At 61.6% G+C, this 23943-nt stretch carries 19 protein-coding genes; 12 read left to right on the forward strand and 7 right to left on the reverse strand.

Features of this window, described 5'->3' with window-relative positions:
• Positions 1–26: 26 nt before the first annotated feature.
• The 6 genes from C6W88_RS03400 to C6W88_RS03425 all read right to left on the reverse strand — a co-directional run bounded on the left by C6W88_RS03400 (position 27) and on the right by C6W88_RS03425 (position 10622).
• A complete protein-coding gene (locus tag C6W88_RS03400; protein ID WP_146164629.1) occupies positions 27–974 on the reverse strand; it encodes a tetratricopeptide repeat protein in 948 nt (315 codons plus the stop codon).
• Positions 975–1366: 392 nt separating this feature from the next.
• Positions 1367–2200, reverse strand: coding sequence for a tetratricopeptide repeat protein (locus tag C6W88_RS03405; RefSeq protein WP_162816520.1), 834 nt, complete (start codon positions 2198–2200; stop codon positions 1367–1369).
• Between the two features lie 139 nt (positions 2201–2339).
• Entirely contained in the window at positions 2340–5939 is a 3600-nt protein-coding gene (locus tag C6W88_RS03410) for a T6SS effector BTH_I2691 family protein (RefSeq protein WP_108131461.1), read from the reverse strand.
• Entirely contained in the window at positions 5908–6837 is a 930-nt protein-coding gene (locus tag C6W88_RS03415) for a DUF4123 domain-containing protein (RefSeq protein WP_108131462.1), read from the reverse strand. Before C6W88_RS03415 ends, C6W88_RS03410 begins: the two co-directional genes overlap by 32 nt.
• Positions 6837–9443 carry a type VI secretion system Vgr family protein gene (locus C6W88_RS03420; protein ID WP_108131463.1) on the reverse strand — a complete coding sequence of 869 codons (2607 nt, stop codon included), beginning with the start codon at positions 9441–9443 and terminating at the stop codon, positions 6837–6839. Before C6W88_RS03420 ends, C6W88_RS03415 begins: the two co-directional genes overlap by 1 nt.
• 456 nt (positions 9444–9899) lie before the next feature.
• Positions 9900–10622 carry a GntR family transcriptional regulator gene (locus C6W88_RS03425; protein WP_108131464.1) on the reverse strand — a complete coding sequence of 241 codons (723 nt, stop codon included), beginning with the start codon at positions 10620–10622 and terminating at the stop codon, positions 9900–9902.
• 192 nt (positions 10623–10814) lie between these two features.
• Here C6W88_RS03425 and C6W88_RS03430 point away from each other — a divergent pair, with 192 nt between their 5' ends.
• From C6W88_RS03430 to C6W88_RS03460, 7 genes are all read left to right on the forward strand, one after another.
• Positions 10815–11099 carry a UxaA family hydrolase gene (locus tag C6W88_RS03430; RefSeq protein ID WP_045993107.1) on the forward strand — a complete coding sequence of 95 codons (285 nt, stop codon included), beginning with the start codon at positions 10815–10817 and terminating at the stop codon, positions 11097–11099.
• A 2-nt stretch (positions 11100–11101) separates the two neighbouring features.
• Positions 11102–12271, forward strand: coding sequence for a UxaA family hydrolase (locus tag C6W88_RS03435; protein ID WP_045993108.1), 1170 nt, complete (start codon positions 11102–11104; stop codon positions 12269–12271).
• A gap of 171 nt (positions 12272–12442) precedes the next feature.
• Positions 12443–13408, forward strand: coding sequence for a tripartite tricarboxylate transporter substrate binding protein (locus C6W88_RS03440; protein ID WP_108131465.1), 966 nt, complete (start codon positions 12443–12445; stop codon positions 13406–13408).
• Between the two features lie 10 nt (positions 13409–13418).
• Positions 13419–14942 (forward strand): tripartite tricarboxylate transporter permease, encoded by a 1524-nt coding sequence (locus C6W88_RS03445; protein WP_045993110.1) that lies wholly within the window; start codon positions 13419–13421, stop codon positions 14940–14942.
• Positions 14939–15547, forward strand: a complete 609-nt coding sequence (locus tag C6W88_RS03450) for a tripartite tricarboxylate transporter TctB family protein (protein WP_108131466.1) — start codon at positions 14939–14941, stop codon at positions 15545–15547. The genes C6W88_RS03445 and C6W88_RS03450 overlap by 4 nt, the downstream gene beginning before the upstream one ends.
• A gap of 35 nt (positions 15548–15582) precedes the next feature.
• Positions 15583–16518, forward strand: a complete 936-nt coding sequence (locus tag C6W88_RS03455; protein ID WP_108131467.1) for a hydroxyacid dehydrogenase — start codon at positions 15583–15585, stop codon at positions 16516–16518.
• Entirely contained in the window at positions 16515–17516 is a 1002-nt protein-coding gene (locus C6W88_RS03460) for an Ldh family oxidoreductase (RefSeq protein ID WP_108131468.1), read from the forward strand. Before C6W88_RS03455 ends, C6W88_RS03460 begins: the two co-directional genes overlap by 4 nt.
• Positions 17517–17623: 107 nt before the next feature.
• Here the strand turns inward: C6W88_RS03460 and C6W88_RS03465 are convergent, their stop codons facing one another.
• On the reverse strand, positions 17624–18652 hold the full coding sequence (locus C6W88_RS03465; RefSeq protein WP_108131469.1) for a LacI family DNA-binding transcriptional regulator: 1029 nt from the start codon (positions 18650–18652) through the stop codon (positions 17624–17626).
• A gap of 293 nt (positions 18653–18945) precedes the next feature.
• On the opposite strand from C6W88_RS03465, the gene C6W88_RS03470 reads away from it, so the two are divergent.
• From C6W88_RS03470 to hisD, 5 genes are all read left to right on the forward strand, one after another.
• Complete coding sequence (locus tag C6W88_RS03470) at positions 18946–19191, forward strand: hypothetical protein (RefSeq protein WP_045993114.1); 246 nt, start codon at positions 18946–18948, stop codon at positions 19189–19191.
• 2 nt (positions 19192–19193) lie between these two features.
• Positions 19194–20360, forward strand: a complete 1167-nt coding sequence (locus C6W88_RS03475; protein ID WP_108131470.1) for a TRAP transporter substrate-binding protein — start codon at positions 19194–19196, stop codon at positions 20358–20360.
• On the forward strand, positions 20332–20895 hold the full coding sequence (locus C6W88_RS03480) for a TRAP transporter small permease (protein WP_083970439.1): 564 nt from the start codon (positions 20332–20334) through the stop codon (positions 20893–20895). Before C6W88_RS03475 ends, C6W88_RS03480 begins: the two co-directional genes overlap by 29 nt.
• Before the next feature lie 20 nt (positions 20896–20915).
• Positions 20916–22217, forward strand: a complete 1302-nt coding sequence (locus tag C6W88_RS03485) for a TRAP transporter large permease (protein WP_231498473.1) — start codon at positions 20916–20918, stop codon at positions 22215–22217.
• Between the two features lie 411 nt (positions 22218–22628).
• On the forward strand, positions 22629–23942 hold the full coding sequence (gene hisD, locus C6W88_RS03490; RefSeq protein ID WP_108131471.1) for a histidinol dehydrogenase: 1314 nt from the start codon (positions 22629–22631) through the stop codon (positions 23940–23942).
• The last annotated feature ends 1 nt before the right edge of the window (position 23943 follow it).

The raw sequence follows: 23943 nt of genomic DNA on the forward strand, positions 1-23943 counted from the left end.
GGAAGGTCACTGTAGTGTTGTCAGCGTTACTTAAAACTGCCGTCGGGTTGATACTCAAGTCCATAGTAACTTGGTACGAAAACGCCGTGTTCCTCCTGCCACTCGCGTGAAAGGCGAATGGCATCCTGAACCTGCTCCGGTGTCATCATTGCCTCGAGGCGGCGTTTGTCTGGCGCTCCAGCAGGATCTTCAAGGTCGTAGTATTTGTAGGCCTGTACCAGATCTACTTCGGTGCCGATGCCCTGTTCGTAGTACATGGCAAGGCCGCTATGGCTGATACGTCCCTCAAACGGCATGGTTTCCGCGCGTTTCAACCAATCGAAGGCCGCTTGTTCATCTTTAGGAACACCAAGACCTTTCCGGTAGATCCCGGCTAACTGGGTGGCGGACTCGGCATCACCCTGTTCGGCGGCTTTGGTAAACCAGGTTCGCGCCTGCTGGATATTTTCCTCCACCAAGCCCCGAGGATTGGAGCCTCGGTAAGCGTGGCCCAGCTTCCTCTGGGAGAGAATATAGCCCCTCTCCGCCGATGCCTGGAGATAGGCGAGGGCAAGCGGCCTATTGACTGGGGAGCCAATTCCCCTGTAGTAGACAGTGAAGAGAGAGTAACCGGCATCTATAACGCCAAGCCTCCATGCCTCTTGAAGTAACTTCGTGCCTTCGCTCGTATCAGGCTGCAGCTCGAATCCTATGATCTGACCAAAGTAAACAAGACCCAATAGGAAGGTGGCTTCGCCATCTCCGTTGCTGGCTCTCTCTTTCATTTGATCTTCTGTTATGTTACTGAAGTGGTCCCAGTATGATTTGTTTTGGGGTGTGTTTAAAGTAAAGTATGGCGTTCCTTCCATTTTGACAATGGTTGTGGTCTGAGATTTTATAAAGCTTAAAGTGGAGGCGTTATCACAGTCCGAAATGCTGGCTATTGTCAGAAGAGATAAAATAAAAGTTGCTAGGCGCAGTTGAATGTTTGGCACGGTTATATTCTCATCGTGAATGCCCCGGAATTGTCGCCGACTGGACTATCTAAGTTTAGGTGTGGTACTCAACAACCCTTTTCACCCTTACGCCCTTAAACACCAGCTCCAGGCCATTCTGTTCCTCTTCCATGGAGTCGTAGGGCAGTACCTGGCCTTGCTCATCGCGAACGCTATATCGGCAGCGGGTCACCCAGCAGGAGACGGATCGCGCAGCGTATACGGTGAGGGTTGAGGGCAAGCCGCATTTTTTGGAACGGTGAACAAAGGACGGCGTTCGATGATCTCCGCGCCAACGAAGACGGTGGTGGTTTTTAGGGTGGCATAGAGAACTGCCCCGAAGAACCGCCGGTTGGCGGTACCGGTGGAAGGTCACTGTAGTGTTGTCAGTGTTACTTAAAACTGCCGTCGGGTTGATACTCAAGTCCATAGTAACTTGGTACGAAAACGCCGTGTTCCTCCTGCCACTCGCGTGAAAGGCGAATGGCTTCCTGAATCTGCTCGGGTGTCATCATTTCCTCGAGGCGGCGTTTGTCTGGCGCTCCAGCAGGATCTTCAAGGTCGTAGTATTTGTAGGCCTGTACCAGATCTACTTCGGTGCCGATGCCCTGTTCGTAACACATGGCAAGACCACTATGGCTCATGCGCCCTTCAAATGGCATGTTCTCTGCTCGCTTTAGCCATTCAAAAGCGACTTTGTCGTCCTTAGGTACTCCTAATCCCTTATAGTAAATTTGTGCTAACTGAGTGGCAGACTCGGCATCGCCCTGTTCCGCCGCTTTGGTAAACCAGTATCGTGCCTTCTCGATATCCAGCTCGACGATGCCTCGTGGTTGAGGACCTTGGCTATTTCCCCTGTAAGCATAAGCAAGGTTTTTTTGCGAACGTATATAGCCTTTTTCTGCCGATGCTTCGAGATAGGCCAATGCAAGGGGATGATTGACGCGGACGCCATGTCCGTAGAAGTAAACTTTGAATAAGATATGGCCCGCATCCACCACGCCAAGCTGCCATGCTTCCTGAAGCAGTGTTAACCCGTATGCTTTGTCCACGGGTTCTTCAATCCCTGTGACCATATCTAAATATATCAATCCAAGGATAAGTTTGGCCTCTCCGTCGTTTTTTTTGCTATCTTCTGCTAGTTGCGTCATGTCGATATTTTCAAGCCTTTCCGACAGTGCATATCGACTGGGCGCATTGGAAATGAAATATGGAGTGTTTTCCATGGTTGCGATCGCTGTAGGATTTAGTCCATTCGGTAGATGGTCCCTACCGTTGTCGCATCCAGATAATATTAAAGAAACTAATATGTATATAGCTATAATTGTCGAGTTATTTTTGGTTCTCTCTGAAATCATCATCATTTTATACCATTATCTTGAATGTGCCGTTCTTCTCTTCAGTTGGCGTCTTAGAGTCTGTGAAGCTGACGAATAGTGATAGTAATCTTGGTGGTTGATTACTTTGGATATGTTGTTCGTAACTTAATAGGTATGAGTTTTTGATTTTTTTGATATCGACTGTTTTTGAGATTCTTGGGTCATTATTACTTTCGTAGATTCTATTGGATAAAATGCCTGGATTTTCGGTTTTGATGTAACTATCTTGAAATATTGGTTCTCTGTCGAGCCCTTCCCCTAGCTCCAGTTTTAATCCAATCTCCATCTCATCCAAATCCGGTACGGTGATCAGAATGCTAAGTGTGCGTGGTAGCTGACGGGAGCGCTCCCTGACGATATCCCATTGCCCTTGAGTCGGTACCACCCCATAGCTTTCGTAGTCATCTGGCTCTTGCAGCAACATTTCCACCGTCACGCCCTTGAACACCAGTTCCAGGCCATTCTGTTCCTCTTCCATGGAGTCGTAGGGCAGTACCTGGCCTAGCTCATCGCGAACGCCATATCGGCAGCGGGTCACCCAGCAGGAGACGGCGAAGGCGACCAGGATGTTGAGTCCAGGCCCAAGGATGAGTTTCAAAACGGAGGTAACCACCCCGTTGGCAACACCCGCGAAAAGAGCGACAGGTGCGCTAATGGGCCCGACAGCGACAGCTACGACAATGACCAAGGCGACGACACCGTTGGCAACATCGATATTGCCGGCGGTCCTGTGTTTATTCTGAATACTCTCCGGCAGGCCCAACAAGGCCGCCCGATGGGCGTTGGCACGTTTGTCAAGACCATCCGCGATACTGAGTACCCCTATGATGGCGTCGCCTGGCAGCCTGAGGATCTGCAGGCGCCGGACCAGCGATGCCAGGGCGCCGTCGGTACTGGCCAAAAGAGTGGCAGCGAATTGCAAGGTGTCGACGGAGGCAATGATGAGTTTTGTCAAGGCAAGCGTTACCTGGATGCCGTCTGCGTCGCCTGAGGAAAATTCGCTGTTGAGGATGCTGAAGTTGTTGTAGTAGATCAGCAGCAGTTGAACCCTCGTGGACGTATTCCTGAGGCCTGCGACGGCGGGGTGGTTGGTGCCGCCGATGCCCTGTGCAATGTAGCTGCCTAGATCGCGCGCATTTTGCCGATCGTTCCAGTTGCTTTTTGCAATATCGTCTTCGCCGAAGTCATCGGTAGTGGTGTTGTAGCGATCCAGGAAGTCCGGGGCGGTCGTATCGATGGGGATGACCACGGTGATTTGATGGTCATTCTCGATATGGGTGACGGAGAAGTTGCCTCCCACGCCGTCGTCCTCGTGGAACTGCAGAGCACCGGAGGCGTCGGGGTTGGCCTTGCCTTTGGGATAGAGTTGGCGCGTCAGCGTATCCAGCCAGTCGTGGAAGTCCTTGCGGCCGACGGAAACGCTCGCCAGCACTGGCAGGTGGAGGTACTGGGCAGGGTCATTGGCGTCCTGTGACGCCTGGATCTGCTGCACGTCGTAGCTGCCGGTAATGATCAACTGCTGATAGCGGTTGAAACTTTCCAGCGCCTTGACGGATGGGAGGTCTGCCGCGTCGATCGCGTTGTTGTTGCTGTTGATATTTGTTGTACCACCATCGTTGCCGGCGTCCGCGTCAGCGGTAGAATTTGGGTCCGGTGGCGTGTCGGGAATGACCTTGGAGGCGTCCTGTAGCGCCTGGGCGTAGAGACTGTTGCCCATGGTGGCGATGAGTCCGGCCATGGTGGTGTCGTAGCGAAACTCACGCTCGCCATGCAGCAGCTTACGATACTGCTCCCGCCATCTGAGCAAGACCCTGGGCGGTACGTAGGCTTTGGCCGGTAGCGCCTGGCGAACGGTAATGGCGTCGTCGATCAAGTGACGCTGGTTGGAGAACATGGCCTTCATCAGCAATGAGTCAGCTGAGTCGATGGCGCTGGCTAGCCTGTCCCACAACCATTTGCTGGCATCACTCAGAATGCCGCCCAGCAGTGCGTTGGAGAGTACTCCGCTCAGTCCCAGCCCGGGTGCATAGACATCGTCGGAGTAGCGTACTGTGACGCGATCAAGGTGTGCCTCGACCCACAGGGAGTAGTCCTCATCAAAGGCCCGTACCAGCTGATTGATCCGCTCCACCAGCGCTTTGTACTTCGCCTTGAAGTCTTCAAGCTCGGGGTTGATGCGTTTCCCTGTTTCGGGATCTACGGGAGCGTCCGGCAAGGTATAGTAGTCCGCTAGCTCCTTGTTGTAGGCGGAGATAAGTTGCTCGGGTTCCTGGGTCAGCAGTTCGATGCTCCTCCTTTCTGCATCGATCTGACGCTGCAGGTCGCGCCTTTCAATACGTAGTGTTTCGATCCGCTGTCTATCTAGCCAGTTGGGATCGCCGTCGGAGCGTATCGCTTCGATCTGCCGATCTATCTGATTTATCCGTTGCTGCTTGGAGTCGATTGTCGGTTGGCTGGCCTCTTCAATCCGCTGGTTCAGGGGGGCCTGGGCGATCTGCCGCTGTATTCGGTAATTTTCCTCGAAGATCTCGATGGCCTTGTAGCACAGCAGGTTGCGCCGATTCAGGTAACCCTGGGGGTCATGCTGCTGAAGAAACTCCTCGAGCAGCTCCAATGGTCGCTGGCGGTAGGCGTTGAGTTCGTTGATCAGGCCGACTTCATCATGCACCGCCAGTACCAGACTCTTGTCCTTTAGTTGCTGCGAGGCGGCGCGAAGACGCTGTCCCATGGCCTGGCGCAGTTCCTCGCGGGTGAATAGTTGGCGATTGTTCTGATCGGGCCAGAAGAAGGCCTCCATGCCGGCGGCATTGTCGCTGTACTCGGCGACCAGCGAGAGCTCCTCGGCGCTGAAGGCGAAGGGCTGCTGGGTCTTGTTGTCGCGCCAGGCGGCGACGTCGAAGCGCTGCATGGCTACGTCGCGCAGGCGCCGACCGTCACTGTGGGAGGCGGTGCGCAGGTGGTTGAGAAAGGTGATGGGAAGCGCGTGCTCGCTGTACAGGTAGTAGATGTTGGTGGCGGTGTCGACGCTGTCCAGGGCGATGGTCGAAGCGCTGACCGTCTTGAAGCGCCGTTCCTCGTCGTTCAGCCCGCAGGCAAATTCGGGTTGTTCCGGGGAGGGGGGCGCCTCACTGACAGCAAACTGATAGAACATGCCGTCGGTCGTGACGACATAGGCATACCAATTGTGGTTGACGCGATCTCCCGTCGTCTCGCCGTCGCTGGTATTGCGAGTGTTCTCGTCGTCGAGCAGATAGAAGTAGCCGGGTCTGAGCTGGCGCAGGATATATTTGCTGACCTGGCTATCGGTGGTGTCGCCCAGATAGCTGCGTACGGGTTCTCCCAGCGCGCGTGGTGACGTCCCCTGGTCGGTCACGGCCTGGTTGAGCCGGATATCGGTGAACTCCGCTACCCTGTCCGTCGGTAGCTCGGTGAAGCCGGAGGTTATTGAGGTGCGCTCACACACAGTCAAGCGCACCGGCAGGATGGGGAGACCCACTCTCTCGCACAGAGGGCACTGTCCTGATTGCACGCCGGGTAGATCGATGCAGGCGTCATCAATCCGCTTGAGCAGGTCTGGATTGACCATGAGCCGTATTCCTCGTCCAGGTTGAGATCTCGTTCCACTCGGCAACCGGCAGGGCGGCGGTCAGATCGCCGTAGCGCTGGCTCGGACCGATGCTTTCCAAAAGGCGCTGCATGAAGGGGTGTCGGTGAAAGTCATCCCCCACGTGGAGACCATGCAGGGCAAACCTTTGCTGGTCGGCAGGTGAGTGGAGTCCATGCCGTTCAGCAGTACGCATCAGCGCGTTGATACGCTCTGGTGATGCCTCCGCTGCACTGTCAGGCTCAAGCGAGCGCCACTTGTCGATCAGGTGGTTGATGGTGCCGCTGCGTTTGAGCGAGGCCCATTGTTCTGGTGACAAAGTGAAGGGCGCTGGAGGCGGCTCCCGGGGAATCTCCATCTCACGCAGGACCTGCTGGTGGTCGAAATAGAACCAGCCGGTGAAGGGGTGCAATAGCAGCGTTCTCTGACCGGGTTCCAGCAGGAAGGCCAGCAACTCCATCACCCTTGGATCGAAAAAACGCAGAAGGCATGTCTTGCCTTCGGGACTGGTCACCGTCAGTTGGCGTTCGATCCACCGACTCAGGGAGATCGACAGGACCGACGAGGTGACCAAGGCGCAAAACCCGCTTGGCTCCGTGCGCTTGCTTGGCAGGCTGCTACGTTGCTGCGCTACCAGCTCGGGGATGTCGACGTCCCGCACCTCCAGCGGTTTGAGGTAGAGCCGCCGCCATGGAGGCAGGTCGATAAAGGGGTTGGCGATGATGCGAAACTGTCTGGTCGCCAGTTCCAGTTCGTCGCAGGAAAGTTGCCAGCGCTCGTCCTGGGAAGGATCGATCAGTGCGTAGAGCCTGGAGGTGCTGGCCTGCAGACGAAGGCGCTGGAGTGTGTTGTCAGTTGAGCTTGCCGGTTCGCTCGACATCAGTTGCCCTCCACGATGCCGCCGCCGTCCTTGCTGGCCTGGCCGTTGCTGCGTGGGCAGATTTTCGGCGCGAAGTCCGGCAGGTAGGGAAGCGCGGGATCCAGCGACGAAGGCCCGGCCAAGCTGTGTGTGGTGGCCTTGAGGCTGACAAGACCCGGGCCGTGGATCTGGATATCGCCGTCCTTGATGCGCAGGACGCCTGCGCCGCTGATGAACTCAATGCCCTGGGCGGCCTCGATACGCACCTTGCCCTCGGTGGAGGTGATGGAGAGGGTCTTTTCCGCGCTCAGCGCCATCTGGTCGCTCTGGGCCTGCACCTCTACCTTGCCTCGGGCGGCGAACAGCTTGATGCCGGCTCGCTGCACGAACAGCGACAGGCGCTCGCGGATAGTGGCCACCAGGCTGCGTCCGCTGGCCAGGTTGATGTCTTCGCCACAACTGGCGCTGAACAATTCGTGCTGGGCGAGGTGTGTCGATGCGGGGGTACTCAAGACGATGCCGGCCGGTGAGGCAAGATGCAGCCAGGGTTGCTGGAGCCCGGATGCCTGTCCGGTGCCTGCCTGGCTGCCGGCCTCGGCGGTGGACTGCTCGTCGTTGTCGGCGGCACAACTGTTTGGCTCGCCGTAGATCTGCCGGGTGTCCTCGGCGGCCTGCTTGAGGTCGAGGCGAGTCTCCAGCACATCGGCGCCGTGTTCCATGGCGCTCTTGCTCAGGCGATCGGACAGGTGCCAGGCGCTGGACAGCTCCTGATGGATGGGCCCTGTCGCAAGCTGGTCGCCTGCAGCCCCCAGCTGCCCCCAACTGGTCAGCAACAGCCCCTGATTCGCGCGGATTGCGCCGAAGGCATCGCTACGCAGTTCGAAGCCGGTGCCACGAAAGTCCCCGCGGGTGTTGCCGTGCTGATGTATCAGGTAGCCCAGATTGAGCTGGCTTTTGGCGTGTTCCGAGTTGAGGCGGATACGCTCCTGGTCGGTGGCGTCGTCAAACACCAGTTCGTTGTAGTTGCTGCCTCTGTAGGTCTTTGACTTGATGCCCGAAAGCAGGCCGTTGGAATGCCACTCGGGTTGTGCATCACCGTTGTAGACCCGGCCGGTAATGAGGGGACGATCCGGATCGCCCTCGAGGAAGTCGACGATGACCTCCTGGCCGATGCGTGGCACGAACACGGACCCCCAGCTGGCGCAGGCATTGGCTTCGGACACCCGTAACCAGCAACTCGAGCGATCGTCGTGCTGTCCGTTGCGATCCCAATGGAACTGCACCTTGACGCGGTTGAGGCGGTCGGTATGGATCTCTTCGCCTTCGGGGCCGACGACGATGGCAGTGTGGGGGCCGCCGACAACGGGGCGTGGATGATCCAGTGTGGATCGAAAGGGCACGACGGTGCGCTGCGCCTCGAAGTCAACCAGGTAGTGGCCGGTGCCGGCACGCTGGTAGTCGTCTTGGTGAGGGCTCTCGTCCTGCAGACCGTGGGCGCTTCTTGCCTGATCCAGGGCTTGCTGCAGGCTGCCCGGCAGGGTGCTGAGGTGGGCGGATACCGGCAGGGCGTTCTCGGCCTGGATATTGAGGTCGAGCACGACGAATTCACGCTCGCTGGCATCGCCGTGCAGGTGACGTTCGTGTTGTTCCAGCGAGAAGATATGGCCAGCCTGCAACTGTCGGGTGCCACCGGCGCCTCGGAAACGCTTGGCCAGGGATTCCACTGCCTGCAGGCGGTTGTCCACCAGGGTACGGCCGCGATCGAAGGTATCGTAGTAGTAGGCCCCGGGATAGTCGTAGAACTCCTGGGGACTGAGATTTCCCTGGTCGGGCAGGGTATCCAGTGCGTATTGGCGGGGCCGTGATGGTTGCCGGTAGTCGCAGGTGCCGATGGTCATGCGGGTCGGTTGCTGGCGACGGATACCTCCCCACTGAGTGATGCTGTCCTGGTGCTCCGTGGCGGCTTGACGGTGATAGCGAATCGCCCTGGGGGAGACCGCCGGACAGACGTTGAGGTCGTCGGTGATCACCATGCGATGCCCCGGATAGCGGTCCTGATCGGCGCTGTGTTCGAAGAAGTAGTAGAGGCCTTCCTGCTGCATCAGCCGGCTGATGAAGTGGAAGTCACTTTCGCGGTACTGAACGCAATAGCTGCGGGCCGCATACGGGCGCTGGCTGCGGATGAGCCAGCGTCCGTTGGCCATGTCGTAAGCCGAGAATACCGTTTCCAGAATATCCAGCACGTTCATGTCCTGGAAAATGCGGCTGTCCTGGCCGAGTTGCAGGAGCGACAGCCAGGGCACTATCCCGAGCTGGTAATAGAAGACTCCACCATCCTCTCCCAGCAGCGCTGCCGTATCGACGAAGCCTGATCGTCGTTGATAGCTGCCGTCTGCCTGGCGAATGTCGAGCTCGGCCGGCATTGCCAGCAGGTGTTTGAGCTCAATATCTCCGTGTTGGCAAATGCAGTCGAGGGTGTAGCGGAAGGGGTGGGACATTCGCTCATTGCCCACCAGTCGATGGGGAATCAGTGGATGCTTGCCGACGCTGAGTTTCAGCAGTCGTTCGTCCTGCGTGAGTTCCGTATCGAACAGTGATCCCAGCCAGCGGCCCGAGCCATTCTCCATTGCTTTGCGCTCCCTGTGCGTGTCCATGCCCACGCTTCCGCCAGAACGTGTCCGGGAACGCTCTTCAGGTGTGTCGAACTTCGGGTCGGACTTGTACGGGGCGAGCGACGGCGAACCATTATCTAATGGTTACGGCTACATTAGGCATCATCGGTTGTCTGGGGGAATCGGTGATATGGATGGATGAATGGAAGCGGTGGATTTGTAAGAAGATCAGTACAAACTAACCGGGAGTGACGAAGTGGCTCGCGCGGTATCTCTGGCGGGGACGTGGCGGCTCAAGGCGGGGCGCTGCGTTGGCGTAGATGAGGAGAGAAGCTGATGAGAGAGGCTCCCCCGTGGCCAGGATATCGTCCACGGGGGAGAGAATGATCGACCCTTCAAGGCCAGTAGTGGCTGCCCACATCGGGCACGCTGCCTGGCCATCAATCGAGCAAGCCTGGCTGGGTCGGGGCGCTACAACTCGTTGAAGTAACAGTGATGCCGGGTCTCGCAACGGGACACTCGGTACTCCAGCGCCTGCTCCTGAATATCTCTTGCTACCCGCCGGATCTCGAGGATCGGACTGCCTTCGTCGATCTCCAGGTGGTGGGCTTCGTCCTTGCCCGCCGCCACCGCGAACAGGCGTTCCTCGGCGTGGCTGACGTTGCAGCCGAAACGCTGCTGATACAGCTGATAGAGGGTGTTTGGCAGGGTCTCCGGCAGGCTTTCCAGCGTCGGAAAGCGTGTCGCCGCGACCACCACGTCCTCGAGCAGGGCGGGGCGTTCGTCGAGCTCCCTGACACGGCGAATATGGATGACGTCGTCTGCGTCCTCCAATCCCAGCACCTCCATTTCCTCTTCGTTGGCCGGACGCCTTTCGCGCACCAGGATGCGTGACGTCGGTAGCGAGCGGGTGCCATCGAGCCGGGTCAGGTGGAAGAAGCGAAACAGCGAGCTGTCCTGATCGTGGGTGGCGACCACGGTGCCCTTGCCCTGGTAGCGGATCACCACGTTGTCGCTGGCCAGGGAGTCCAGCGCCTTTCTCAGGGTGCCGACACTGACCTGATACTCCTTGGCCAACGCCGACTCGCTGGGGATAAAGGTGCCGGGTGCCCACTCTCCCGAGACGATGCGCTGAAGCAGCACCTCCTTGATCTGCTGGTAGAGCGGTCGGTAGCTGAGGCTTGGCTGATCCATGCGGGTTCCTTCTTTGCGTTGGGCGAGGCCCGTTTCTTCGCCGCCAGTATAGCTCGAGGGAAATCTAGTTGATACTTGACTAACCTATATCCTATGTCCTATACATGAGTTGTGAGGGCAGCAAACGAGACCTGCCCAGGGCCAACCGGCGATATCACAACGTCAACAACATTCGTTCAGGAGAGGGGCAGCATGAGCATCGATTTCGTAGTGCACGATGCCGACGACAGTGTCGGGGTCGTGGTGGTCGAAGGCGTCGAGGCGGGGCAGACCCTGACAGGCTGGGTCATGCATCAGGACCAGACGGTCACCTTCGAGGTGAGCGACGCCATTCCCATCGGTCACAAGCTGGCCATTCGTGACCTCGATGAGGGCGACACCGTGATGAAGTACGGCGTCGATATCGGGCGCGTCGTCCAGCCGATCAAGCAGGGCGAGCACCTGCACGTACACAACGTCAAGACAAAGAGGTGGTAAGCATGGAAATCAAGGGTCGCAAGTTCCAGGGGTATCGGCGTGAAAACGGCCGTGTAGGGGTCCGTAATCACGTGATCGTGCTGCCGGTGGACGACATTTCCAATGCTGCCGCCGAAGCGGTTGCCAACAACATCAAGGGCGCACTGGCGCTGCCGCATCCCTACGGCCGCCTGCAGTTCGGCGCCGATCTGGACCTGCACTTCCGTACGCTGATCGGCACCGGCTGCAATCCCAATGTGGCGGCGGTGGTGGTGATCGGTATCGAGCCAGGCTGGACCAACAAGGTGGTGGACGGCATCAAGGCCACCGGCAAGCCGGTCGAAGGCTTCTGGATCGAGCAGAACGGTGATCACAACACCATCTGTGCCGCCTCCAAGAAGGCCAAGGAATTCGTCCAGTACGCCAGCGAGATCCAGCGCGAGGAGTGCGACGTCAGCGAACTGTGGGTGTCCACCAAGTGCGGCGAGTCGGACACCACCTCCGGCTGCGGAGCCAACCCCACCGTGGGCGACGCCTTCGACAAGCTGTACGACGCCGGCTGCACCCTGGTATTCGGCGAGACCTCAGAGCTGACCGGCGGGGAACACCTGGTGGCCGAGCGCTGCGCCACCCCCGAGGTGCGCGAACAGTTCCAGGCGATGTTCGATCGCTACAGCGACATGATCGACCGCCACAAGACCAGCGACCTGTCCGAGTCCCAGCCGACCAAGGGCAACATCGAAGGTGGCCTGACCACCATCGAGGAGAAGGCGCTGGGCAACATCCAGAAGATCGGCCGTCGCTGCAAGGTGGATGGCGTACTGGACAAGGCCGAAACGCCGGACAAGCCGGGCCTGTGGTTCATGGACTCGTCTTCCGCCGCCGCCGAGATGGTGACCCTGTGCGCCGCCGCCGGCTACGTGGTGCACTTCTTCCCGACGGGGCAGGGCAACGTCATCGGCAACCCGATCCTGCCGGTGGTGAAGATCTGCGCCAACCCGCGCACCGTGCGCACCATGAGCGAGCACATCGACGTCGATGTGTCCTCGATCCTCAAGCGCGAGATCAACATGGAAGAGGCCGGTGATCAGCTGCTTGAAATGATGCTGCGCACCGCCAATGGCCGCAATACCGCCGCCGAGGCGCTGGGGCATCGGGAGTTTGTGCTGACCCGTCTGTACGAAAGCGCCTAAGCCAGCGCCCGAGGCGGCGATCTGGCAAAAAAACCGGCTCCTCCCGCCGTTCGTCGGGAGGGGCAGGCCGTTGTAGCAAAGAAGGTTGTGCAAGAACGGCGAGCAATGAAAGCGAGTTGCTCGTAGCGAAGATCCTGACCACCCCATAACGACAACATCAGGAGTAACGTCATGCGCCTTTCCCACACCTTGACCCTGACCGCGATGCTGGCGGCGTCAACCCTCGTGGCCCCACTGGCTCTCGCCGACGCCGAGGACTTTCCCGCCAAGGACGTGCAGTACGTGATCCCCTTCGGTCCGGGCGGCGAGTCCGATATCAGTGCCCGACTGCAGCAGAAGTACTTCGAGGAGATCACCGGCCAGCAGCTGATCATCCAGTACATGCCCGGTGGCGGCGGCGCGGTGGGCTGGTCCCAGCTCAACGACATGACCGCCGATGGCCATACCATCATGGGCTCCAATCTGCCCCATATCGTGCTCAAGCCGATGGGCAAGGACGCCGGTTTTGCTACCGAGGACGTCAACAACTTCTACTTCTTCCACTACTCGCCGGACGCCATCCTGGTCCGCGAGGACAGCCCCTACCAGACCCTGGAAGATCTGGTCGAGGCGGCGCGCCAGGCGCCCGGTGTAGTGACCTTCTCCGGTAGCGGCACCTACAGTGCCAATGACGTGGCCAATACCCGCTTCCAGCAGTTGGCTGACGTCACCACCACCTACATTCCTTTCAAGGGCACCGGCGCGGCGGTGACAGCCCTACTGGGTGGCCAGGTCCAGGCCGAGTGGGGCTATACCACCGTGGCCGCCAACCATCAGGACAAGGTGCGCATGCTGGCGGTGGCCGCCGAGGAGCGCCATCCGCTGTTCCCCGACGTGCCGACCTTCCAGGAACTCGGCTATGACATGGTGGGCGGCGCCTATCGCGGCATGGCGGTGCCCAGCGAGACGCCGGAGGAGGTGCAGGCGCGACTGTCCGAGATCTTCGATCAGATCAACCAGAATCCCCAGTTCCGCCAGGAGATGGAGGATCTGGGCTTCGTGTTGATGGACGTCGGCAATGATGACGTTGCCGACTTTCTGGCCGAACAGAGCCAGCAGTATGAGACCAGCGCGCGAGAACTCGGCCTGATCGACTGAGGTCAACGCCATGGATCTTATCGTTCACGCGCTCGGCGCTCTGTCGCCGCTCAATCTTGCGCTGGCCCTGCTCGGGGTAACGGCGGGCATCGTCATCGGTGCCCTGCCGGGGCTGTCCGCCACCATGGCGGTGGCGGTGCTGGTCCCGGTGACCTTCGGCATGGCCCCGGAGTCGGCCCTGATCATGCTCGGCGCCATCTATACCGGGGCCATCTACGGCGGCTCCTACTCGGCGATACTGGTCAATACGCCGGGTACGCCCTCGGCCATCGCCACCACCTTCGACGGCTATCCCATGGCCCGCCGCGGTGACGGTGATCTGGCCGTCACCCTATCGACCATCGCCTCGGTGGTCGGTGGGCTAGTCGGGGTGCTGGCGCTGCTGCTGCTGGCGCCGCTGCTGGCCCAGGTCGCGCTCAGCTTCGGGCCGGTGGAGTACTTCTGGCTGGCGATCTTCGGGCTGACGCTGATCTCGGCGCTGTCCGAGGACTCGACCCTCAAGGGGTTCATGGGGGCGGGCTTCGGCCTGTTGCTGTCCACCGTGGGCGTCGCGGTGATCGGCGGCGATATCCGCTACACCTACGGCTCGCCGGTGCTGCTTGGTGGCATCGAGACGGTCTCGGCGCTGATCGGCCTGTACTGCATTCCGGTGCTGATCGATCTGGTGGCAACCCCCGCCGCCCACCTCAAGGTGGATGGCGTGTCGCGCGGGGTGCGCTTTCGCGAGGGCATGGCGATTGCCATCAAGGGCAAGCTGAACCTGCTGCGCTCGGCGACCATCGGCACCGGCGTCGCCATCCTGCCTGGGGCGGGCGGCTCGATTGCAAGCCTGGTGTCCTATTCGGAGGCACGCCGGGTGGCCGACGAGCCGGCGAGCTTCGGCAAGGGCAATCCTCAGGGGGTGCTGGCGACCGAGGCCGCCAACAATGCCACCGTGGGCGGCGGCTTCATTCCGACCCTGGTGCTGGGCATCCCGGGCACGCCGCCGGATGCAGTGATCCTCGGGGCCTTGCTGGTGCAGGGCTTTCGTACCGGGCCGGAGCTCTTCACCACCAACGCCGGCATCACCTACACCTTCGTCGCCGGGCTGTTTCTGGCCACCTGCCTGCTGCTGCCGCTGGGTCTGTTGATCGGGCGCTACGCCTTCAAGTCGATCATCTCCATTCCCAAGGCGCTGCTGGTACCGACCATCGCCTTCATGACGGTGATCGGCACCTACGCCATCCGCAACAGCGCCAGCGACGTGGTGATCATGCTTTGCCTGGGGGTGCTGGGCTGGGTGCTCAATCGCTACGGCTTTCGGCCCTCGCCCATCGTGCTGGGGCTGATCCTCGGACCCATTGCCGAGCAGGGCTTCGTCCAGGGCTTCCTGATGGGGCGGGCCAGCGGATCGCTGTTCGCTACCTTCTTCGGTGGTCCGATCAGCCTGACGATCATTGCGTTGTCGTTGCTGAGCGTCTTCTACCCGATGGTCAAGGCACGGCGTGAGGCAAGACGTCAGGACAAGACGATCAATGGGGAGGCGTCGCCATGAGCGCTGTTCACAACAGAAGCACTGGTCACGACACGAGCACTGGCCACAACACCAGCGCTGCCGGCAAGAAGAAGCACGCCATCCAGGCCTCCTGCTCCCGCGCAAGCGAGTATCTGCTGCCGACGCTATTCGTCGCTGGCGCCGCTCTATGCCTGTGGGAGACCCGTGAGATGAGTCAGCTCGGGGCGGTATTCCCTGCGGTGATCTCGCTGGTGGTAATCGTCGCGGGACTGCTGCGCCTGGGGCAGCTTGGGCTGCGCGGGGTGGTGGCCAACCATGAGCGGGGCTCTGATTCGAGTTCTGATCCAAGTTCTGATTCAAGCTCTGATGCGAGCTCGGACTCGGGCTCCGGCTCGACCCCGCGGCGTCTGGCGTTGGTCGGAATCATGCTGGCCTGGGCCCTGGCGCTGCCCTGGCTCGGCTTCCTGTTGACCGGCCTTGCAAGCTTCGTCGGGCTGATGGTGGTGGCGCAGTACCGGCGCTGGAGTCCTCGTCGCCTGGCCGGACACCTGCTGACCGGCGCCATGCTGGTGGCCTTCTTCTATGCCCTGTTCGCGCTGGTACTCAATGTGCCGCTGCCGGCGGGGCGTTGGTTCACGCTGTGAGGCCGATTCGACGGCAACATCGATGGAGTAAAACGATGGCCAGGATAGTTATTTCGGAATTCATGGACGAGCAGGCGGTGGCCTGGCTCAGTGAGCACCACGAAGTGCTGTGTGACACCCGTCTGGTCGAGGATCGAGGACGCCTTCTGGACGCGGTGGCCGACGCCGATGCGCTGATCGTGCGCAATCGGACCCAGGTCGATAGCGAACTGCTGACAAGGGCGCCGCGCCTCAAGGTGGTGGGGCGTCTTGGTGTCGGACTCGACAATATCGACCTCGGGGCCTGTGCCGAGCGCGACGTCGAGGTCAAGCCGGCTCAGGGGGGCAACGCCGGCTCGGTGGCCGAGTACGTGATCGCCGGGGCGCTGATGCTGCGCCGAGGTGCCTACGCCTCGACCCCGGCCATGTTGGCAGGGGAGTGGCCCCGCCAGGCGCTGATGGGGCGTGAGGTCAGCGGCGCGAGGTTGGGTCTGGTGGGCTTTGGTGCCATCGCCCAGGTCACCGCCGGGCTCGCCCGGGCCCTCGGTATGGAGGTGCTGGCGTTTGATCCCCACCTGCCGGCCAAGTCTGCGGCCTGGGGCCAGACCCAGCGCTGCGAGACGCTGGAAGCGCTGTTGGCCGAGGCCGATGTGGTCAGTCTGCATGTGCCGCTCAATGACCAGACCCGACACCTGCTGGATGCCGATCGCCTGGCCGTCATGAAGCCCGGCGCAGTGGTCATCAACGCCGCCCGCGGTGGGGTGGTGGACGAGCCGGCACTGGCCGAGGCGCTCACCAGTGGACGCCTGGCGGGGGCCATGCTCGATGTGTTCGAACAGGAGCCACTTGGCGCAGGCTCGGTGCTCGAAGGGGTGCCCCATCTGGTACTGACCCCGCATATCGCCGGGGTGACCGAGGAGTCCAACGCGCGTATCAGCCAGATGACCGCCGAGAACGTGGTTGCGGTACTGACGCCGGAGGGGGTGGCATGAGCCAGACGACAACACTTGCCCGCGAACAGGCGCGGGAACTCGCCATGGAGGCGATGCGTGCCAGAGGCTTCCCCGAGCGCGAGGCCGCCATCACGGTGGAGGCGCTGCTCGACGCCGAGCGTGACGGTCTGCCGTCCCACGGGCTCTCGCGCCTGCCGTTCTATCTGGACCAGGCCGCCAGCGGCAAGGTCAACGCCGGCGCCATACCCAGGGCCGAAGCCGATGGCGCGGTGGTGCGGGTCGACGCCGACCATGGACTGGCCTTCCCGGCCATCGCCAGCGGGCTGGACGCCGGCTTCGAGGTGGCGCGGCAGCAGGGGCTATGCGCGATTTCCATCAGACGCTCTCACCACTTTGGGGTGGCCGGTGCACCGGTGGAGCGAGCGGCTCGGGAGGGCTTCATGGCGCTGGCATTCAGCAATGCACCGTCGGCCATGGCGCCCTGGGGTGGTCACAAGCCGCTCTACGGCACCAACCCCATCGCCTTCGCCTGTCCGCGACCCGAGGCCGAACCCATGCTGCTGGACCTGTCGCTGTCCAAGGTGGCCAGGGGCAAGGTGATGCTGGCGCGCAAGGCCGGCAAGCCGATTCCCGAGGGCTGGGCGGTGGGGCCGGATGGGGCGCCTACCACCGATCCGGAGACCGCCATCCAGGGCAGCATGGTGCCGGCAGGAGACGCCAAGGGGGCGGCGCTGGCGATGATGGTGGAGCTGTTGTGCGCGGGGCTTTCCGGTAGTCGCTTCGGTTTCGAGGCGGGGTCTTTCTTCGAGGCGCAGGGAGAGCCACCCGGGGTCGGTCATTTGATGCTGCTGTTCGACGTCGATCGCTTCGCACCCGATGTGCTCGCGCGCTGTGAAGTGCTGTTCGCCGCGATGCTCGAGCAGCCGGGCGTACGCCTGCCCGGCGACCGGCGCCACCAGCTGCGACGCCAGAGCGATGATCGGTTGACGCTGCCGACGGCGGTGGTGGATGACCTGACGGCGATTGCGGCTTCCTAGAAGTACGGCTTCCTGGATAGCGTTCGCGGATACAGTTCGCGGACAGCGCCTAGAACGACTTTCCCGAATAGCTTTGCTGAATGGCTTTATCAGCCAGCTCAGCCGGCCTACTGGCCGATTCCGGTAAGTGGCGGCGCCGTCGATCCCCGTAGCTGGACGCTGGCATCCAGGTGCAGGTCGCTGGGCCGTTCGCGATGGCGAATCCACGTCATCAGGGCGTCGGCGGCATGCACTCCGATGTCACTGGCGGGCACCGAGACGGTGGTCAGCGATGGCGACATGTAGGCCGCCTGGGGCAGGTCGTCGAAGCCTGTGATCGACAGTTCCCGAGGCAGGTCGAGCCCGCGTCGCTGGGCCTCGAGCAGGGCGCCGAAGGCCAGGGTGTCATTGCCGCAGAGCAGCGCCGTGGGCGGGGAGGGCATTTCCAGCAGTCTGGCGCAGGCGTCGGCGCCCTCGGCGACACCATACTCCACCACCTCGACGTCTGGCGCCGGGCAACCGGCAGCGGCAATCGCATCGCTGAACCCCTCGAAGCGGGCCCGGGCACGGTCATTGTGTTCATAGGGTGCGGTGACGATGGCGAGGTGGCGGTGGCCCAGGTCGATTAGGTGGCTCGCCAGCTGTCTGGCGGCGCCGCGATTGTCGAAGCCGATACAGGGGGCTTCGGCCTTGTCATGGGTCTGCCAGCTGGTGAGGAAGGGCAGTTGACGCTGGTGAAGCAGACGGTAGGCGTCGGCAAGGTGTTCATGGCCGATCAACACGACGCCGTCCACGCCATGCTGGACCAGCGTCCGCAACGCCTGCAGTTCGTCCTCGAGGTCGTAGCGGTAGGTGGCCAGCAGCAGACGACAGTCATGCTCCTTGAGGCGCCGCTCCAGGCTGTTGGCCATGGTGCCGAAGATCGGGTTGTCGAGGGTCGGTACCAGCAGACCGATGGCGCCGATGCGGCGTGAGGCCAGTGCACGGGCCGAACCATCCGGCACGTAGCCGAGGCGGCCGACGGCAGCCTCCACTTTCTTTCGCAGGCGGTCGCTGACGTGGGGTGCGCCGTTGAGCACCCGCGAGACAGACGCCGTCGAGACCCCGGCCTCCCGGGCCACATCTTCCAGCAACGCTCTGGTGGGACGATCGTTCATCTGGCCTCTCCTGGGTGGCGCCACCGGTGTGATCCGATCGGCGCCACGGTTGCGGCTAAAGTCGAAGGTCCTTTACAGGATTCTGGCTGGACAAGTCCTATAGAGGAATCTACCTTGAATAGTGCGCCATGTAAGCGCTTACAATTATAGCAGCAGACAGCGTTGATCGTAGTTCACTGCTGCATTTTTGCCTCGTTAGCCTGACCACGGCTTCGAGCGGAGCCGGTCCAGGCTCAGCAAGATCGACAACGACGCGTACCACCAAATACAACGAGAGTCGGGAGTCGCCACCCATGTCCAGGTCGTCTTCGTCCTCAGCCAAGTTGATGTTATGGCTGTCGATATGTCTGTTCGCCGCCTTTTTCGTCAACGTCGCCATCCAGCGCTATGTACCGGGAATGTGGGCGCTGGAAGCCGCCTACGAGGCGGTGCTGTTGACGCTCGCTACCGCCTTCTTCGTCTCTGCCTGCCTCAAGTTCGAGGGCAAGGCGCCGTCTGGCGCCGAGCCGGGCACGCCAACCACACAACAAGGACAATGACCATGCGAGGTTTCATCACCAATGACAGCGGTGCTCCCAGTCAGCCGGAAAGACGGCTGTTCATGGGCACCGTGGCGAAGTTCGGTTTTACCGCCGCGGTGGTCGGTGCGGTCGGCGGTGCGTTGTTCTCGGAAAGCGCCATGGCGGCCACCGCCAAGGAAGAGTCCGAGCGAGAGAACGCGGCCGAGAGCACCATCGTGCTCGCCACCGGCTATACCCTGGGCGCCTCGCGGGCCTATCCGATCATGCAGCTCAACTTCAAGGAGAACCTGCAGAACTTCTCCGGCGGTCGGCTCTACGTGAAGCTGGCGCCCGGTGGTCAGCTCGCCACCGGCGGGGCGCTGATCTCGATGGTCCAGAACGGTTCCATCGCCATCGCCCAGCATTCGCTGTCCAACCTGTCGTCCTTCGCCCCGGAAGCCGACCTGGTGAACATTCCCTACTGGTGTGGCGAGAACCAGCGTCTGATCAATCTGGTGACCTCGGACGCCTGGCGCGACACCGTTCACCACAAGGTCGAGGAGCGCGGCTTCAAGGTGCTGTCCTATATCTGCATCGACCCGAGGACCGTCGCCGTGCGCGAGGGGCTGCTCGATGGCCCGGTGCGGGTCCCCGATGACATCTCCGGCATCAAGTTCCGGGTGCCGTCCTCGCAGATCCTGCAGCAGGTCTATCGACTGGCCGGTGCCAACCCGACGCCGGTGGCCTGGGGCGAGACCTCGTCGGCGATCAAGCAGGGCGTGGCCGATGCCCTCGACCCCAGCGTCCAGGCCCTGCTGGTGTTCGGCTTCACCGACGTGCTGTCGAGCATCTCCACCATCCAGTCGGTGCCGGATGCCCAGGTCTACACCTGCAACAAGGCCTGGTTCGACAGCCTGGATGGCGCGCTTCAGGACGCTGTCATGCAGGCGTCTGATGTCACCTTCCGCGAAAACCTCGCCAAGGTCCCGGCGGCGCGAGCCTACGCCCATGACCAGATGCGCCTGGCCGGCGTCGAGGTCTACTCCCTGAGCGACGAGGAAAAGGCCCAGTGGGTCGAGCGTTGCGGCCATCAGCTGCCCGCCTGGGACGAGACCAAGCGTGAACTGGCGGGGTCGCTGGAGGCATTCGACAAACTGCTGGCCGCCACGGAGGTGCAAAATGGCTATTTCGTCGACAGCAACGCCTAAGGACACGCGCTGGCGCGCCCTGCGCCTGCGCTGTGACGACGTCGATCGCCGCACCGAGCGCTGGCTGCTGCTGACCTTCTACGCGCTGATCATCCTGACGGTGGCGGTGGAAGTGATTCGTCGCTTCGCCCTCAACTACTCCTCGGTCTGGGGCGAGGAGCTGGCGCGCTACGCCTTTATCTACCTGGCATGGCTCGCCGCCGCCGCAGCGGTCAGAGACCGCGCCCATATCCGCATCGATGTGCTGATCAACCTGGGTGGGCCTCGCATGAAGCGCCTGGGCTGGTGGATCTCGGATATCGCCACCCTGGTGCTGGCGGTGTGGGCACTGTACCTGTCGATCGCACCGGTGCTGACGTCGATCAACTTCGGTTCGGTCACCGCGGGACTGCGGGTTTCCCAGGCGTTCTTTCTGGCCGCCATCCCGGTGGGCTTTCTGCTGATCGCCTGGCGAGTGGTGCAGAGCATGCTGGCGGATATCCGGCGCATGCAGCGTGGTGATCCGGTCTTCGATGGCCAGAAGCTCTTCGACTGAGGGGGACCGTCATGGAATTCATGGAACTTCAACAGGCCGCGGCCTCCCTGGACTGGACCTTCTATGCGCCGCTGGCGGCGCTGATCGTGATGATCCTGGTCGGGGTGCCGGTGTGGGTCGCCATCGGTCTCGGCACCCTGGGCATGCTGACCTTTACCGAGACCTTGCCGCTGTCGGTGTTCGGCGAGTCGCTGTTCGAGGGCATCAACGCCTTTGCGCTGATCGCGGTGCCGCTGTTTATCCTGACCGGCGATGCCCTGGTGCGCTCGGGGCTTTCCGGCAAGTTGCTGGATGTGGCCGAGGCCAGCGTCGGCGGGCTCAAGACCGGCCTTGGCAGCTCGACGACGCTGGGCTGCGGCTTCTTTGCCTGCATCTCCGGCTCGGACGCAGCGGGTGCCGCGGCGGTGGGGCGCATGACCATTCCCCGGCTGGTGGAGCGCGGCTATCCGTTGCCGGCGGCCTGCGCGCTGGTGGCCTCCGGCGCCTGCACCGGCATCCTGATCCCGCCATCGATCGCCTATATCGTGATGGGCCTGGTGTTGGGCATGTCCGCCTCGACGCTGTTTCTGGCGGCGGCGATCCCCGGGGTGATGGTGATGATCTCGGTCATGGCCACCAATATGGTGCTCAATCGCATCTACGGCTTCGAAGGCGATCGCGAGCGTTTCTCCTGGCGACGCTGGATCGACACCGTATGGGACGCCCGCTGGGCGCTGTTCGTACCGGTGGTGATCCTGGGCGGCATCTACACCGGCATCTTCACTCCTACCGAGGCGGCATCGGTGGCCGTGGTGGTGGTGGTCATCATCGGCCTGCGCCAGGGGCGCCTGACGCTGGGTGACATTCCGCGCATGCTGGAGAGCTCGGCGCGGGTGTGCGGCGTCATCGTGCCGATCATCGCGGTGTCCCTGCCGCTGGCGCAGAGCCTGGCCAGCCTCGATATCCCCCAGACCCTGGTCAGCGGAATCAGCGGTGTCACCGACGCCCCCTGGCTGATGATCCTGATGATGATCGGCATTCTGGTGCTGGCTGGCTGCGTGATGGAAACCACCCCCAACATCGTCATCCTGGCGCCGCTGCTGCTGCCACTGGCGCTGGAGGCGGGGATGAACGAGTTCCACTTCGCGATCCTGATGGTCACCACCCTGGGCCTGGGCTTCATCACGCCACCGCTGGGACTCAACCTGTTCGTGGTGTCCGGCTTGACCCGCTGTTCGGTCCTGTCGATCGCTCGCTACGCGCTGCCGTTCGTGCTGGGGATGCTGATCGTGGTGTTGATGATCGCTTATTTGCCTTGGTTGTCGACCTGGGCGATAGGGTAGGGCTCGTCTGAAAAGTGCCTGCGCTCGGTAATACGGCGTTAAAAATCGGATCAAAATGCTCATTTACACCCCGTAAACTGCGCTTTCTCACCGATTTTTGCCTTGTCTAACCTTCGCTCGTCGACTTTTCGGACTGAGCCCAGGGAGAGGTTGGGGGAGAGCTGTCTTCCCCCTTTTTTTTAACGAATTTGTAAGCGCTTACAAAAGTGTGGGTGCAAAGATGCAAAGTGAGGGCGAGGGCGACGCTAGGCGACTGGCCGGCCCACGCCTCGACAGAGCAACGCTCACCAAAACAACGACGCCGTCGGCGCATCACGGCCGAGTCGACGGCATACCCTAGGCACTGCGCATGCTCAAGACTCAAGCATGTGTGGCGACCGATACCGGCCGATGACCTCAAGGAGACTCAACATGGCGATTCACTACTACAAGCAAGCCGACAAGAATGCCTCCAGCAACGACACCCAGACCCATGAAGTCGTCTCGCGCATGCTCGCCGAGATCGAGGCTGGGGGAGAGGCCAAGGCGCGGGAATACTGTCGTGAACTCGACGGCTGGGAAGGCGACGTCATCGTCAGCCGTGACCAGATCGAGGCGGCCAGGGAGAAGGTCCCCGAGCAGCTCAAGCAGGATATCCACTTCGCCTATGAGCGCGTCAGCCGGTTTGCCGCCGCCCAGCGCGACAGTATCCAGGGCTTCGAGACCGAGCTGTCGCCGGGCCTGTTCGCCGGGCAGAAGCTGATCCCGATGGAGACCGCCGGTTGCTACGTGCCAGGTGGGCGCTACGCGCATATTGCCTCGGCGATCATGAGCGTAGCCACCGCCAAGGTGGCCGGGGTCAAGAACGTGGTGGCCTGTTCGGTGCCGCGGGACGAGAACGGCATCCACCCGGCCATCCTGTATGCGATGGATCTCGCCGGTGCCGACGTCATCCTGCAGATGGGCGGGGTTCAGGGCATCGCCTCCATGGCCTTTGGACTGTTCACCGGCAAGCCCGCCGACATTCTGGTCGGCCCGGGCAACCGCTTCGTCGCCGAGTCCAAGCGTCAGTTGTTCGGACGCTGCGGCATCGACATGTTTGCCGGGCCCACCGAGATCGGCATCATCGCCGATCACAGCGCCGATCCCGATATCGTGGTCGAGGACCTGGTCGGCCAGGCCGAGCACGGCCCGGATTCGCCGGCCTGGCTGTTCACCACCTCGCGTGAATTGGCCGAAGCGGTGGATCAGCGCATCCAGGCGCGCATCGATGACCTGCCGGAAACCCAGCGCAAGGCCGCCGACGCCGCCTGGCGCGACTACGGCGAGATCATCGTCTGCGATACCCGGGAGGAAGCCGTCGAGGTCAGCGATCGTTATGCCTCCGAACATCTGGAACTGCAGGTGGAGGATCTGGACTGGTGGATGGAGCGCCTCAACAGCTACGGCTCGCTGTTCGTCGGCGAGGAGGCTTCGGTGGCGTTCGGCGACAAGTGTTCGGGCACCAATCATATCCTCCCGACCAAGGGGGCGGCGCGTTACACCGGCGGGCTGTGCGCCCAGAAGTTCCTCAAGATCGTGACCTACCAGCGCCAGAGCCGCGAGGCCACCCGCACCGTAGCCGCCACCGCCGCCAGGCTGTCGCGCTGCGAGGGCATGGAAGGCCATGCCCGTACCGGCGATATCCGTCTGGCCAAGTACTATCCGGATGAGCGCTTTGTGCTGGCGGTGGAAGAGGATGTATGAC

Origin of the sequence: Halomonas litopenaei (assembly GCF_003045775.1) — a bacterium.
In the GTDB taxonomy this organism is placed as follows: Bacteria; Pseudomonadota; Gammaproteobacteria; order Pseudomonadales; family Halomonadaceae; genus Halomonas; species Halomonas litopenaei.

Coding starts and splice junctions, on each gene's coding strand:
- C6W88_RS03415 (WP_108131462.1), bottom strand. CDS start 6,837: ATGTCGAGCGAACCGGCAAGCTCAACTGACAACACACTCCAGCGCCTT.
- C6W88_RS03405 (WP_162816520.1), bottom strand. CDS start 2,200: ATGGAAAACACTCCATATTTCATTTCCAATGCGCCCAGTCGATATGCA.
- C6W88_RS03420 (WP_108131463.1), bottom strand. CDS start 9,443: ATGGAGAATGGCTCGGGCCGCTGGCTGGGATCACTGTTCGATACGGAA.
- C6W88_RS03445 (WP_045993110.1), top strand. CDS start 13,419: ATGGATCTTATCGTTCACGCGCTCGGCGCTCTGTCGCCGCTCAATCTT.
- C6W88_RS03465 (WP_108131469.1), bottom strand. CDS start 18,652: ATGAACGATCGTCCCACCAGAGCGTTGCTGGAAGATGTGGCCCGGGAG.
- C6W88_RS03435 (WP_045993108.1), top strand. CDS start 11,102: ATGGAAATCAAGGGTCGCAAGTTCCAGGGGTATCGGCGTGAAAACGGC.
- C6W88_RS03460 (WP_108131468.1), top strand. CDS start 16,515: ATGAGCCAGACGACAACACTTGCCCGCGAACAGGCGCGGGAACTCGCC.
- C6W88_RS03475 (WP_108131470.1), top strand. CDS start 19,194: ATGCGAGGTTTCATCACCAATGACAGCGGTGCTCCCAGTCAGCCGGAA.
- C6W88_RS03430 (WP_045993107.1), top strand. CDS start 10,815: ATGAGCATCGATTTCGTAGTGCACGATGCCGACGACAGTGTCGGGGTC.
- C6W88_RS03480 (WP_083970439.1), top strand. CDS start 20,332: ATGGCTATTTCGTCGACAGCAACGCCTAAGGACACGCGCTGGCGCGCC.
- C6W88_RS03455 (WP_108131467.1), top strand. CDS start 15,583: ATGGCCAGGATAGTTATTTCGGAATTCATGGACGAGCAGGCGGTGGCC.
- C6W88_RS03485 (WP_231498473.1), top strand. CDS start 20,916: ATGGAACTTCAACAGGCCGCGGCCTCCCTGGACTGGACCTTCTATGCG.
- C6W88_RS03450 (WP_108131466.1), top strand. CDS start 14,939: ATGAGCGCTGTTCACAACAGAAGCACTGGTCACGACACGAGCACTGGC.
- C6W88_RS03410 (WP_108131461.1), bottom strand. CDS start 5,939: ATGGTCAATCCAGACCTGCTCAAGCGGATTGATGACGCCTGCATCGAT.
- C6W88_RS03470 (WP_045993114.1), top strand. CDS start 18,946: ATGTCCAGGTCGTCTTCGTCCTCAGCCAAGTTGATGTTATGGCTGTCG.
- C6W88_RS03425 (WP_108131464.1), bottom strand. CDS start 10,622: ATGGATCAGCCAAGCCTCAGCTACCGACCGCTCTACCAGCAGATCAAG.
- C6W88_RS03440 (WP_108131465.1), top strand. CDS start 12,443: ATGCGCCTTTCCCACACCTTGACCCTGACCGCGATGCTGGCGGCGTCA.
- hisD (WP_108131471.1), top strand. CDS start 22,629: ATGGCGATTCACTACTACAAGCAAGCCGACAAGAATGCCTCCAGCAAC.